The sequence below is a fragment of the Tenacibaculum sp. HL-MS23 genome (assembly GCF_032463465.1).
Lineage (GTDB): Bacteria > Bacteroidota > Bacteroidia > Flavobacteriales > Flavobacteriaceae > Polaribacter > Polaribacter bernardetii.
This window is the reverse complement of record NZ_CP135989.1, coordinates 1,675,083-1,687,824: the sequence shown is the minus strand read 5'-3', so window position 1 is coordinate 1,687,824 and position 12,742 is coordinate 1,675,083. Positions and strand designations below refer to the sequence as shown.

General features: G+C 30.6%; 13 protein-coding genes. 11 read left to right on the top strand and 2 right to left on the bottom strand.

The window, feature by feature from the left end; all coding sequences use genetic code 11:
* Window positions 1–153: 153 nt before the first annotated feature.
* From lysM to RRF68_RS07875, 11 genes are all read left to right on the top strand, one after another.
* Entirely contained in the window at window positions 154–624 is a 471-nt protein-coding gene (gene lysM, locus RRF68_RS07925; protein ID WP_315944006.1) for a peptidoglycan-binding protein LysM, read from the top strand.
* A gap of 163 nt (window positions 625–787) precedes the next feature.
* Window positions 788–1,684 (top strand): DMT family transporter, encoded by an 897-nt coding sequence (locus RRF68_RS07920; protein ID WP_315944005.1) that lies wholly within the window; start codon window positions 788–790, stop codon window positions 1,682–1,684.
* Window positions 1,685–1,717: 33 nt separating this feature from the next.
* Window positions 1,718–2,584: a YicC/YloC family endoribonuclease gene (locus RRF68_RS07915; RefSeq protein WP_315944004.1), complete on the top strand. Its 867-nt coding sequence runs from the start codon at window positions 1,718–1,720 to the stop codon at window positions 2,582–2,584.
* Between the two features lies 1 nt (window position 2,585).
* Window positions 2,586–3,170, top strand: coding sequence for a guanylate kinase (gene gmk, locus RRF68_RS07910; protein WP_218771587.1), 585 nt, complete (start codon window positions 2,586–2,588; stop codon window positions 3,168–3,170).
* A 31-nt stretch (window positions 3,171–3,201) separates the two neighbouring features.
* Window positions 3,202–3,786, top strand: coding sequence for a nicotinate (nicotinamide) nucleotide adenylyltransferase (gene nadD / locus RRF68_RS07905; RefSeq protein WP_218771586.1), 585 nt, complete (start codon window positions 3,202–3,204; stop codon window positions 3,784–3,786).
* A gap of 47 nt (window positions 3,787–3,833) precedes the next feature.
* Window positions 3,834–4,697 carry a M23 family metallopeptidase gene (locus RRF68_RS07900; RefSeq protein ID WP_315944003.1) on the top strand — a complete coding sequence of 288 codons (864 nt, stop codon included), beginning with the start codon at window positions 3,834–3,836 and terminating at the stop codon, window positions 4,695–4,697.
* Window positions 4,698–4,775: 78 nt separating this feature from the next.
* Complete coding sequence (locus tag RRF68_RS07895) at window positions 4,776–6,269, top strand: GH3 auxin-responsive promoter family protein (protein WP_315944002.1); 1,494 nt, start codon at window positions 4,776–4,778, stop codon at window positions 6,267–6,269.
* Window positions 6,270–6,536: 267 nt separating this feature from the next.
* Window positions 6,537–7,016 (top strand): hypothetical protein, encoded by a 480-nt coding sequence (locus tag RRF68_RS07890; protein ID WP_218771583.1) that lies wholly within the window; start codon window positions 6,537–6,539, stop codon window positions 7,014–7,016.
* Between the two features lie 65 nt (window positions 7,017–7,081).
* Entirely contained in the window at window positions 7,082–8,716 is a 1,635-nt protein-coding gene (locus RRF68_RS07885) for a HAMP domain-containing sensor histidine kinase (RefSeq protein ID WP_315944001.1), read from the top strand.
* 267 nt (window positions 8,717–8,983) lie between these two features.
* On the top strand, window positions 8,984–9,727 hold the full coding sequence (locus RRF68_RS07880) for a response regulator transcription factor (protein ID WP_315944000.1): 744 nt from the start codon (window positions 8,984–8,986) through the stop codon (window positions 9,725–9,727).
* A 466-nt stretch (window positions 9,728–10,193) separates the two neighbouring features.
* Window positions 10,194–10,751, top strand: a complete 558-nt coding sequence (locus tag RRF68_RS07875; protein ID WP_315943999.1) for an MOSC domain-containing protein — start codon at window positions 10,194–10,196, stop codon at window positions 10,749–10,751.
* Here RRF68_RS07875 and RRF68_RS07870 read toward each other — a convergent pair.
* On the bottom strand, window positions 10,748–12,313 hold the full coding sequence (locus RRF68_RS07870; RefSeq protein WP_315943998.1) for a S41 family peptidase: 1,566 nt from the start codon (window positions 12,311–12,313) through the stop codon (window positions 10,748–10,750). The genes RRF68_RS07875 and RRF68_RS07870 overlap by 4 nt on opposite strands.
* Window positions 12,300–12,728 (bottom strand): dCMP deaminase family protein, encoded by a 429-nt coding sequence (locus tag RRF68_RS07865; protein WP_315943997.1) that lies wholly within the window; start codon window positions 12,726–12,728, stop codon window positions 12,300–12,302. Before RRF68_RS07865 ends, RRF68_RS07870 begins: the two co-directional genes overlap by 14 nt.
* Window positions 12,729–12,742: the final 14 nt, after the last annotated feature.

The window sequence follows — 12,742 nt, the reverse complement described above, 5'->3', positions numbered from 1 at the left end:
ATACTTAATATTATTTTAAAAAACCATATTTCATTGAAGTATGGTCTTTTTTTGAATAAAAATTAATGATTACAATAAAGGTTAAAATCATATAATATTGTATATTAGTAATCAGAAAGTGAATTTATTAATTAACGAAAAATCAAAAGAATAATGGGAATTTTTTCATTTATTAAAAATGCAGGTGCTAAAGTATTTGGTATCGGAAAAACAACAGAGGAGGAAGCTTCTGAAAAATCAGCTAAACTTATAGACGCAGTAAATAAATTAGAGTTTTCTGTAAAAAATTTATCAATAGATATTGAAGAAGATAAAGCAACGGTTTCTGGAGAAGCCTCTGATTTAGCTACTAAAGAAAAAGTAGTTTTAGTTGTGGGTAATACAAATGGTATTGCATCTGTAGAAGATAATATGACTGTTACCGAGGTTGAAGAGATTGATGTCGAAGCAATGGCTAAGTTTCATACTGTAGTAAGTGGTGATACTTTAGGTAAAATAGCAAAAGAATTTTATGGCGATGCAATGAAGTATCTTGTAATTTTTGAAGCAAACACACCAATGTTATCACATCCAGATAAGATTTATCCTGGGCAAGTATTAAGAATACCACCATTAGTAGACTAATTACTCGTAAAAAACACTTTAAAAAGCACTGCAAACGCAGTGCTTTTTTTATGAAAATTATACATTTTACTTTAATCGGTTAAACATTTTTACTTAACTAAAAAATAACCAAAAAGAAGCAGAATATTTTTCATCTTTGCTATTGAATTATAGTGTTTAAAAGATGAGTCAAAGAACGCTAGCTTTAATAGCAGCATCAATAGCTACACTTATTTATGGTGTTACATTTACGGTCGCAAAAGAGGTAATGCCTTTATATATAAAGCCGTCTGGTTTTATCTTAATTCGTGTAGGATGTGCGGCTATGGTTTTTTGGTTATTAGGTGTTTTTGTAAAAGCAAAGCCAATAGAGAAGTCAGATTATAAGAATATTATGATAGCTGCTTTTTTTGGAGTAGGGTTTAATATGCTTACTTTTTTTAAAGGCCTTAGTTATACTACGCCAATTAGTGCGGCTGTAATGATGGTAACATCGCCTATTTTAGTGCTAATATTTGCAAGTATTCTCTTAAAAGAAAAGTTACTTTTCAGAAAAATAGCAGGAGTGATTATTGGCTTAATAGGAGCCGTAGTCTTAATAGCTTATGGTAGTTCGCCTAATGTAGATGCTAAAAATATGATGTTAGGTAATTTTTTGGTGTTTATTAATGCTGCTTCTTACGGAATGTACTTAGTAAAAGCAAAGAAGTTAATAGAAAAATACAATCCAATAGTATTTGTAAAGTGGTTGTATTTGTTTGGTTTGCTTTTCGTAATTCCTTTTGGTTTTTCAGAATTAACTGAAGTTCAGTGGCACTTAATGCCAACATCAATTTATTTAAAAGTTGGGTTTGTTGTTTTGTTTACAACTTGTATAACCTATCTTTTTAATTTATTTGCATTGTCTAAATTAAAGCCAACAACGGTAAGTGTTTTTATTTATTTACAACCCGTTATTGCATCAATTTATGCTTTAATTGTAGGTAGCGATAGTTTAAGTATGGTAAAAATAGCAGCTACTCTTTTGATCTTTTTAGGTGTCTTTTTGGTAACTAAACAAGTAGTAGCTAAAAATAAATAAATGTATCTTTGCTTTTTCTTTTAAATTGACAATATGATACAGTCTATGACGGGTTATGGAAAATCCGTATTACATTTACCTTCTAAAAAAGTAACCATTGAAATCAAATCTCTTAATAGTAAGAATTTAGATTTAAATACAAGAATGCCATCTTATTATAAAGAAAAAGAATTAGCTGTTCGTAAGAAGCTAGCTAGTAACTTGGTAAGAGGTAAAATAGATTTCTCTATCTATGTCGAAACAACAGCAGAAGTAACTTCAACAAAAGTAAATAAAGCAGTTGTTGAAAATTATGTAGCTCAGTTAAGAAATGCAATGGCTATCGATGCTGCTGATGATATTGAGTTGTTGAAAATGGCAATAAAAATGCCAGATGCTTTAAAAACTGAGCGTGAAGAGTTAGATGAAAATGAATGGACTCAAATTGATACTCATATTGATGAAGCTTTAAAGGAAATTATAGCTTACAGAACAGATGAAGCTAAATCTTTAGAAGACGACTTTAAATTAAGAATAACAAATATTGAAGTTGCTTTAGAAGAAGTTAAAAAGTTAGACGGAGAAAGAATAGAAAACGTAAAAGAACGTTTGCAAAAAGCTTTAACAGAATTAAAGGTCGAAATTGATGAAAATCGTTTCGAACAAGAGCTTATTTATTACTTAGAAAAGTTAGATATAAACGAGGAAAAAGTTCGTTTAGGAAATCACTTAATATATTTCTTAGAGCAATTAGATACTGCCGATTCTAACGGAAAAAAATTAGGTTTTATCGTTCAGGAAATTGGTAGAGAAGTAAATACCATGGGGTCTAAAGCTAATTTTGCCGTGATGCAAAAAATCGTGATCCAAATGAAAGATGAGTTAGAAAAAATAAAAGAACAAATTTTAAACGTTTTATAAAATGTCTAAAGATTTTAAAGGGAAATTATTTGTGTTTTCAGCACCTTCAGGATCAGGGAAAACAACTATTGTTCGTCATTTACTAAAAGAGCAAAAATTTAATTTGGAATTCTCTATATCAGCAACATCAAGAGAGGCAAGAGGTTTTGAGGTTGATGGTGAAGATTACTATTTTATATCTACAAGAGATTTTAAAGATAAAATTAAAGCAGATGAGTTTTTAGAGTGGGAAGAAGTGTATAGAGACAACTTCTACGGAACTTTAAAAACAGAAGTAGAACGTATTTGGGCTTTAAATAAACACGTTATTTTTGATATTGATGTAGTTGGAGGTTTGCGTATAAAGCATAAATTTCCAGAAGAAACATTAGCTGTTTTTGTAAAGCCACCTAGTGTTGATGAACTTAAAATTCGCTTGAAGAAAAGAAGTACCGAAAGTGAAGATAAAATTAACATGCGTATTGCTAAAGCATCTGTAGAGTTGGCAACAGCACCTCAGTTTGATAAAATTATAAAAAATTACGAATTAGAAGTTGCTTTAAAAGAAGCTGAAGATTTAGTAAGTAATTTCTTAGAATTAAGTTAAGCAATTTTTCAAAAAACGTTTTTAAAAAGGTATGAAAAATATCGGATTGTATTTCGGAACTTTTAACCCTGTTCATATAGGGCATTTGATTATTGCAAATCATATGGTTGAAAATTCGGATTTGGACGAAATATGGATGATTGTTACACCTCATAATCCGTTTAAAAAGAAAAGTTCTTTGTTAGATAATCACCACCGGTTAGAAATGGTGTATTTGGCAACGAAAGAATATCCGAAGATTAAACCATCTGATATTGAGTTTAATTTACCACAACCGAATTATACTATAAATACATTAGCACATATTTCAGAAAAACACCCAGATTATAATTTCAATTTAATTATGGGTGAAGACAATTTAAAAAGTTTTCATAAATGGCGAAACTTCGAAGCTATTTTAGAAGACTATAATATTTATGTGTATCCGCGAATATCAGAAGGAATCGTTGACAATCAATTTAAAGAACACGCTAAAATTAATAGAGTAGCAGCTCCAATCGTACAAATATCATCTACTATGATTAGAAAAGGAGTAAAAAATCAAAAAAACATACAGCCGTTGTTGTCTGCAAATGTTTGGACTTATATTGATGAGATGAATTTCTATAAAAAATAGTTTCGAAATTTTTTCGTTGTATATTTGAATCTCAAATTAGTATTAAGGTGGCTAAAATTCAAAATAAGCGAAAGCTTAAACAAAAACTTATTGATAAATACCGATTGGTAATTTTAAATGAAAACACTTTTCAAGAAAAGTTTTCATTAAAATTATCGCGATTAAATGTGTTTGTTTTCGGAGGTTTGTTTTCTGTATTACTTATTGTATTAACATCATTATTAATAGCCTTTACAGGTTTACGAGAATACATACCGGGTTATTCATCTACAGCGTTAAAAAAGAAAGCAACTAGATTAATCTATGAAGCAGATTCTTTAAAAACAAGACTAGCAATTATAGAGCGTTATACCGAAGCATTAAGACCTGTTTTAACGGGTGAAATAGCTCCTGAAAAAATCGATTCGATAAGAACAGATGCTCAGAGTTTTGTAATTGATGAGAGTAAGTTAGAAGCCACAAAACAAGATTCTTTATTTAGAGCAAAAGTTGATAGTAAAGATCGATTTCCTTTATTAGAAGGTGGTATAGGAAGAGCTAAAGTTGTGTTTTTCTCTCCATTAACAGGTAGCGTTTCACAAGGCTTTAATATGGATGATAAACATTACGCGATAGATATTGTTGCCCAAACAGGTATTCCTGTAAAGGCAATTGCAGACGGAACTGTAATTTTAGCAGAATGGACAGCCGAAACAGGTTATGTAATAACCATACAGCATCCTAATAATTTTATATCAGTATACAAGCATAACGGAACATTGTTAAAGCAACAAGGTGATATTGTAGAATCAGGAGAGGCAATTGCAAGTGTTGGTTCCACGGGAGAGTTAACAACAGGTCCGCATTTACACTTCGAATTATGGAACAACGGGTTTCCTGTTGATCCAACAGATTATGTAGATTTTCAATAGTAAAAATAGAGGAGGTTAAGCGATTATTTTTAATGTAGATAATTGAATTTATTGAACCTAAAATATTAAAAAATTAAGATGAGTATCAAATCTATCCTGGCAATTCCTTTTGCAAAACAAGTACGAAAGCAAGTTTATAAATGGGCCAATAAACCTCATGAAACGCAAGAAAAAGTTTTTCAGTACTTGGTAACAGAAGGTTGTAAAACGGCCTTTGGCCAAGATCACGATTTTATTTCTATCAATAATTACGAGGATTTTAAAAAACGCATTCCAATAAACGATTATGAGGGGTTGCGTACTTATGTAGATAGAATGGTTGCTGGAGAGGAAAATATATTATGGAAAGGAAAACCGTTGTATTTTGCTAAAACTTCAGGAACAACATCTGGTGCTAAATACATTCCTATTACAAAAGAATCTATGCCAACGCATATTACAGCGGCACGAAATGCTTTGTTGTTTTATGCAGCAGAAAAAAACGATGCTAGTTTTGTAAACGGAAAGATGATTTTCTTACAAGGAAGTCCGGTTTTAGAAGATATGAACGGTATAAAATTAGGTCGCTTAAGCGGAATTGCAGCGCATTATGTACCTAATTATTTATTAAAAAACCGCCTGCCAAGTTGGGAAACTAATTGTATTGAAGATTGGGATACGAAGGTTGATAAAGTTGTTGAAGAAACAATAAATGAAGACATGTCTGTAATTAGCGGAATTCCGTCTTGGGTACAAATGTATTTTGAGAAATTAATTGATAAAACAGGAAAAACGATATCAGAGTTGTTTCCGAATTTTAATTTCTTCGTATATGGAGGTGTAAACTTCGAGCCTTATAAAAATAAATTTGAAGCTTTAATCGGAAAAAAGATTGATTATATAGAGCTGTATCCAGCATCCGAAGGTTTTATAGCTTATCAAGATTCACAAACTGAAAAGGGAATGTTATTACAGTTAAACTCGGGTATTTTTTATGAGTTTATACCGGCAACTGAGTTTTTTGATGAAAATCCAACACGTATTTCTTTAAAGGATGTAAAATTAGGTGTTAATTATGCCATTATTTTAAATACATCTGCAGGTCTTTGGGGATATAATATTGGCGATACTGTTGAGTTTACTTCTTTAAAACCATATAGAATTAAAGTAACCGGTCGTATAAAGCATTTTATTTCTGCCTTTGGCGAACATGTAATTGGTAAAGAAGTAGAAAAAGCATTAAATGATGCAATTGTAGGAACTAATGTAAATATAAGTGAGTTTACAGTTGCACCAGAAGTAAATCCGGAAAGCGGATTGCCATATCACGAATGGTTTATTGAGTTTGAAAATGAACCTGATAACCTAAAAGAATTAGCGGCTAAAATAGATGCTTCTATGCAAAGCCAAAATGTATATTATTTCGATTTAATCTCTGGTAAAATATTACAACCGTTAATTATTAGAAAGGTTAAGAAAGGCGGATTTCATGAATACATGAAATCGATAGGGAAATTTGGAGGACAGAATAAAATTCCGCAATTATCCGATAATCGTAAAATTGCTGATGTTTTAAAAGAGTTTTTAATTTAAACGTTATTGTGAACGAAGCGAAGCAATCTGTCTAAGGTTATTTCTAAGGCTAGAAATAGATAACTTGGTCGTTTCTTCTCGTAATGACGTGTTATTTGTCATTACGAGGTACGAAGTAATTTGCCTAATGTTATTTCTGCTCTGCAAAGAGATTACTTCGTCATTCTTCCTCGTAATGACGTTTGTATTTTTATTAAATAGAATAAAGAAAACTTTATTCTATTATTTTTTGTTGTAGATTTAAACCCTAACCAAACAAAAAATAAAATGAGTACAACAACTAACGGGGTAACATTAAACTTAGTTCAATTTTTAGAATTTGATACGAATATTCCTGCTGCAAATAAGCCATCAGGACCATTAGTAAATATTTCAGATGTTGAAGGTGGTAACGATACACCATACATGATGACAATATTAGCTTACTTACCAAGTAATACATTAAATCCATTAACAAATACAAATGGTTTGCAATTAAAAGGGGATATCATTTATTTAAATTATTATGGTATTACAGCTACATCTATCTTAAAGAAAGATGGGACTACTGGAACTATAGATTGTAGAGATTTTTGTGTAGAATTTAATTGCACAGAAGAAACTACCGAATATGATTTATATTATGTGCAGTTTACCTATCAAATTAATGATGGAACTTCTGCGGATGCAATTTTAGTAAGAGATGAAGATGAAGATCCAGAAACTGATAGAGGTACTGTAACTATACCAGCGAATGGAGGTCAATAGATTTTTACTTTTTTGTTTTTTTAATAAGAATCGTTAGTTTTTCACAAGAAATAAAAACTAACGATTTGGATGCCTTATATAAAAAAGGAAAGGAAATATCTAGTTTAACAGAAAATAAGGCTTTTGTTAAAGCATATAAATATTATAGAGAAAAGAAATATGACTCATGTTATTCGTACAGTAGCAAAGCTTTTTTGAGTTTTCATTCAAAAGATGAAAAGAATATTTTAAATTATATACAAGGTGTTAGTGCAATAGAAAAGTCACTATATAAGAAGGCGTTAGGGAATATGTTGCTTGTTTCTGATAAAAGATATGAAAATTTAAAACAACAAAAGTTAGGAAGAATTTACCTTAGTTTAAAAGAATACGATAAAGCGATATTTCATTATAAAACATGGAATAAGAATTCTATAAATGAAACTTTAGATTTAAAAATAGCTGCATATCATAATTTAGGTTTATGTTATATTCATAAAAAAAAATATAAAAAAGCTAAAGAATATTTTAAAAAAGAAATTTCATTAATCTCGGCTATTGATACATTGGCTATAGTGAGAGCTAAGACCGAGTTAGCAAATGTATATTACAATCAATATTTAGATGATGATGCTATTCCTTTATTTAAAGAGGCATATAGTTTAGCAAAATCCTTTTCAAATATTGAATTAAAACAATATGCAGCCAAGAATATGGCTGTAGTAGAAAAGAATAGAAAACGCTTTAAAGAGAGTGTCGATTATTATATAGAATATGGTAAATGGAAAGATTCTATTTGGAGTAGAGATCGAATTTGGGAGCTTACCGAGAAAGATAAAAAAATAGCAGTTGCACAAAAACAACAAGAAATAGCAGTGCAAGATGAGCAAATAAAACGTCAGAAAGTAGTTCAAAAAGGGTTGCTTTTAGGAGCTTCTGGCCTGTTAGTGTTCTTGGGAGGGTTGGCTTTTTTTTATAGGAAATTACAAAGTAAAAATAGGCTTATTACCCAACAGAAAGAGGCTTTAAATGTAGCTAATAATACTAAGAATTATTTATTTTCAGTGGTATCACACGATTTACGTTCGCCTATAAATAGTATAAAAAGGCAGCATCAAAAACTAGCGAAACATATTGTTAATAACGATTTGCCTGCAATTAAGGAAGCTACGAAATCGGCTATTGCAGTTACCGAAAGTACGAGTCATCTATTAAATAATGTATTGCATTGGTCGTTAGAACAAAGTAATATGTTGAATTTCTCTGAAGAAGAACATGTGTTACAACCTGTTATAGAGCATGTGTTGTTCGATTATGAAGATTTAGCAGAAGCGAAAGATATTTTAATTTCTAGTAATTTAGAAAGTGATATTGTTGTTTTGACAGACAAAGAATCATTGAAAATAGTAATTCGGAATTTAATTGACAATTCAATAAAATATATGGATGGTTCTGGGGGTATTTCTGTGAAAACGGAGAAACATTCAGCAACTCATGCATGTATTGAAATTAAAGATTCAGGTATTGGAATATCTGAAGAAAAACTTCGAAAAATTAATGCGTTAAAAGATTTATCTATCGATAAGATAGATCGTTCTAAAGGAATCGGATTAGGTTTGCTTTTATGTCAAACACTAATTAAGAAAAATAACGGAACGTTATTCTTTAAGAGTAAAGAGGGAGCAAGTACCACAGCGATTATATTGTTGCCTTTAGTTTAATTTTATTGTAATACACGTGGTGAAAAAATCATTCGTATTTTTTCACACCTTTTTTGAATTATTTCGTCATTTAAGATGAACCATCCGTCATTGCGAGGCACGAAGCAATCTGTATTTTGGGAGTTCTAAATATTAAGATTGCTTTGTAATTCTTCCTCGTAATGAGCTGACGCTAGTTATTGTGAGCGGAACGAAGTATTATTTTTAGTAAAAATTTAGCATCAGAATAAGTATCTTCGTAAGCGAATACTTTAAACATAAAAACTGATGACTAATTTACGGTTACTACTTTTAGAAGATTTAGATGAGGAGGCTACAGAGATTATTGATTTTTTAGAAGATAATAATTACGAAGTTATTCATGTTAAAAATGCTACTGAAGCTGAAAAAGAAATAAAAAACAGGTTTTTTGACGTTATTCTTCTTGATATTATGATTGACGGAAAACCGGAAGGAATTTCGTTAGGACATCGCTTGAATAAGCAAGGTATAGAAGCCCCTTTTTTATTCTTAACAAGTATGCAGAGTAAAGTGATTTTTGATGAAGCAAAGCTTACAAAACCATATACTTATTTATTAAAACCTTTCAATAAATTAGAATTATTATATTCATTAGAACTAGCGTTAGAGAAGTTTCATGAACAGTCAAGTAGTATTAGCTTAAGTGAAAAAAATGCAATTGTAAGTCCGTCTTTTTTATTTGTAAAAAAGAAACGAAGTATTATGAAGGTTGATACGCAATCTATTATTTATGTAGAAGTAAAAGAAAAGTACTGCAAATTAGTTTGTGACGAAGATGATTACCTAATAAAATTATCGTTAAACAAAATTAAAGAATTACTTGGTGATACTAATTTTACGCAAACTCACAGAAACTATTTGGTGAACAAAGCAAAGATTAAAGAGATTTATTTTGAAGATAATTTATTGGTTTTACAAAATAATCACAAAATATTATTTAGTGAACGCTTCAAGAATCAGTTTATAAAGAATAATACTATTTTTAGATAAGAAAGCAGTAAAAAACACAATGTATTTCCCCCCGAAATTAGTTATGTTAATTACCGTTTTTAACTATTTCAAAAGTATACTTCTATTAAGTTTTTTTGTAAAGTAAATCTTTAAATGAATACTATTTAAGTATAAGCGTGTATAGAAATGATATAAACCTTTTTGTTTAAATAATAGTAGAGAAATAAAAAAAGGAGGTGTAAAATATAATCTCCCCTTTATGGATTATATCTTAAAGCTCCTTTTTTTGAACGTTTTTATTAAGAATGTCACCCCTACGTGTATTCTTAATTAGTCAGTTAAAATAATCCCCTTATTATATCTTAACTGATGTAAATATAATTAGTTATTGTTATTTGTTTGAAACATAGTTCTTTAGTGGGTTTAAATAGGGGCGTAACGTGTGATAAAAAGGTATGAGTGTTTTGAGGGGAGAAAAGCTTTTTTTAAATAAAAATGACATTAAATGAAAATTGTATCTACAAATATCGGCGATAAAAAGGAAGTTAATTGGAAAGGAGAAATCATTACTACAGGGATTTTTAAATACCCAGTAACTCCACCTATTTTTTTAGATATAGAAGACGTTGTTGGCGATACTGTATGCGATAGAGAAAACCATGGTGGAATCGATCAGGCGGTCTACGCATATTCTTTTAAACATTATGAGTATTGGAAAACAATACACCCAAATTTAGATTGGCAATTAGGAATGTTTGGCGAAAACCTAACGATTGATGATTTAGATGAATCGAAACTTCATGTAGGCGATACCTTTAAGGTTGGTGAAACTATTTTAGAGGTAACAAAACCACGCTTGCCTTGTTTAAAATTAGGCGTTCGATTTAATGATATGAAAATGGTAAAACAATTTTGGAAACAAAATTTATCAGGTCTTTATTTTAAAATACTACAAACAGGTTTTGTGAAAATAGGAGATGAATTTGTGCAAATAAAATCTTGTCCTGAGAATTTAACAATTACAGCTGTTTATCAAAATAAAAGAGTAGAAAAAGAAGTTTAGTTCTCTTTCTCTAATTCAAATACTTTTTGAAGCATTTTATCATCTGCTTCGTTTACCTTATATAAACCTTCATCGCTAAAAAGTTCGCGAGCAATTAATGTTTTTAAGTTTCTTTTAAGTTGATTTTTTGTTTTTTTAGAAAGTCGATAGCTTTTAAGTTTTGCTAAAAATTCATTAGACACTTCATTATTTGTGTCAAAATTATCAATAAAATCGCTAACAGTTGTGTTCTCTAGCTTTTTGCGATTTGTATCTACGTAGGTAAATGCAAAATTATTTAAAGGTCTAAAAAATATGGTAGGAACATAAGTAGAGGTGTCAACAGCAACAAAATGATCGGGAATTATTCCGCCTCCACCAAATACTATTTTACCTTTCGGAGTTGTAAATTTTAAGCTATCAATAGTTTTTATACTATCTCTGTTAAATAATTCACCGTTAGAATACCTATTCTCTAAATCGTTTGCATAAATAGAAGAAGGTGCTTCTTTTGTGTATGGTTTCTGAATAGATCTACCAGTTGGAGTGTAATAGCGAGCCGTTGTTAAACGAACAGCAGAACCATCACCTAAATCCATTTCTTGTTGCACTAATCCTTTACCAAAAGAACGACGCCCGATGATAATTCCTTTATCGTTGTCTTGTAAAGCACCCGCAACAATTTCTGAAGCCGAAGCAGAGTTTTCATCAATTAAAACATATAAACCGCCTTTTTCAAAATCACCTTTATCGGTTGCAAAAGATTCATTAATGTCTCCTTTATTATTTTTTGTGAAAACGATTAATTTATCATCCTCTAAAAACTCATCAACAATACTATTAGCAATATCAATAAATCCACCACCATTTCCACGAAGATCGAGTACTAAATCGGTCATTCCGGTTTCTTTAAGAGCATCTAAAGATGTTTTAAATTCTCGGTAAGAATTACGTGCAAAACGGTTTAACTTTATGTAGCCAATACTGTCGTTTAGCATGTAGGCAATATCAACACTTTTAATATTTACTTTGCCTCTGTTTATGGTTACATTAAAAATACTATCAGTTGTTTTTCTATAAATCTGAACGTCTACCTTTGTGTTTGGTTTCCCTTTTAGGGCTTTCATTATTTGAGGAGTTTGTAGGTTTTTACCATACAAAGTATCTTTATTTGCCATTAAAATCCTGTCACCAGCTTTAACACCTTCTTTAATACTTGGTCCTCCTTTAATTGGTGAAATAACGGTAATAGTATCGCCAATTACACGAAATTGTACACCGATTCCTACAAAATTACCTTGCATGTTTTCGGTAATTAGTTGTAGATTTTCTTTTGGAATATATACTGAATGCGGATCTAACTTGCCTAGCATTTCGGTAATTGCTCCGTCTAATAACTCGTCAGTATTTACATTATCAACATAATCACTTTGAATATAATCAATGAGTCGTTTTATCTTTTTTTCGCTGGATGAGCTTTTTCCGATAAAATTAGTTGAGCTTCCATTACTAAAAAAAGTTCCGATAAGAATACCGAAAACTACGGCGATTGAAAAATATATAGGGAGGTTATTCTTGTTCATAAGGTAAATTGGTTAATTCAACACCTGCTTTTTCTAAAAAATCGACCCCAGAAGAATCTTTGTAAGCTTCAGCATATACAACACGTTTTATGCCTGCTTGGTGTATTAATTTGCTGCATTGTTGGCAAGGAGAAAGTGTAATGTATAAAGTAGCTCCTTTGCATGATTGTGTAGAGGCAGCAACTTTTAAAATAGCATTGGCTTCGGCATGTAAAACATACCATTTTGTATAGCCTTCTTCGTCTTCACAATAATTTTCAAATCCTGATGGCGTACCGTTGTATCCGTCAGAAATTATCATACGATCTTTAACAATTATGGCACCTACTTGTTTACGTTTACAATGCGATAATTTACCCCATTCTTGCGCCATTTTTAAATAGGCTTTGTCGTATTTTAATTGTTTTTTGCTCAAGGTTAAAGTTGTGT

Excerpts from the sequence above, each read along its gene's own strand:
- lysM (WP_315944006.1), top strand. The coding sequence starts at position 154 with ATGGGAATTTTTTCATTTATTAAAAATGCAGGTGCTAAAGTATTTGGT.
- RRF68_RS07920 (WP_315944005.1), top strand. The coding sequence starts at position 788 with ATGAGTCAAAGAACGCTAGCTTTAATAGCAGCATCAATAGCTACACTT.
- RRF68_RS07915 (WP_315944004.1), top strand. The coding sequence starts at position 1,718 with ATGATACAGTCTATGACGGGTTATGGAAAATCCGTATTACATTTACCT.
- gmk (WP_218771587.1), top strand. The coding sequence starts at position 2,586 with ATGTCTAAAGATTTTAAAGGGAAATTATTTGTGTTTTCAGCACCTTCA.
- nadD (WP_218771586.1), top strand. The coding sequence starts at position 3,202 with ATGAAAAATATCGGATTGTATTTCGGAACTTTTAACCCTGTTCATATA.
- RRF68_RS07895 (WP_315944002.1), top strand. The coding sequence starts at position 4,776 with ATGAGTATCAAATCTATCCTGGCAATTCCTTTTGCAAAACAAGTACGA.
- RRF68_RS07890 (WP_218771583.1), top strand. The coding sequence starts at position 6,537 with ATGAGTACAACAACTAACGGGGTAACATTAAACTTAGTTCAATTTTTA.
- RRF68_RS07880 (WP_315944000.1), top strand. The coding sequence starts at position 8,984 with ATGACTAATTTACGGTTACTACTTTTAGAAGATTTAGATGAGGAGGCT.
- RRF68_RS07875 (WP_315943999.1), top strand. The coding sequence starts at position 10,194 with ATGAAAATTGTATCTACAAATATCGGCGATAAAAAGGAAGTTAATTGG.
- RRF68_RS07870 (WP_315943998.1), bottom strand. The coding sequence starts at position 12,313 with ATGAACAAGAATAACCTCCCTATATATTTTTCAATCGCCGTAGTTTTC.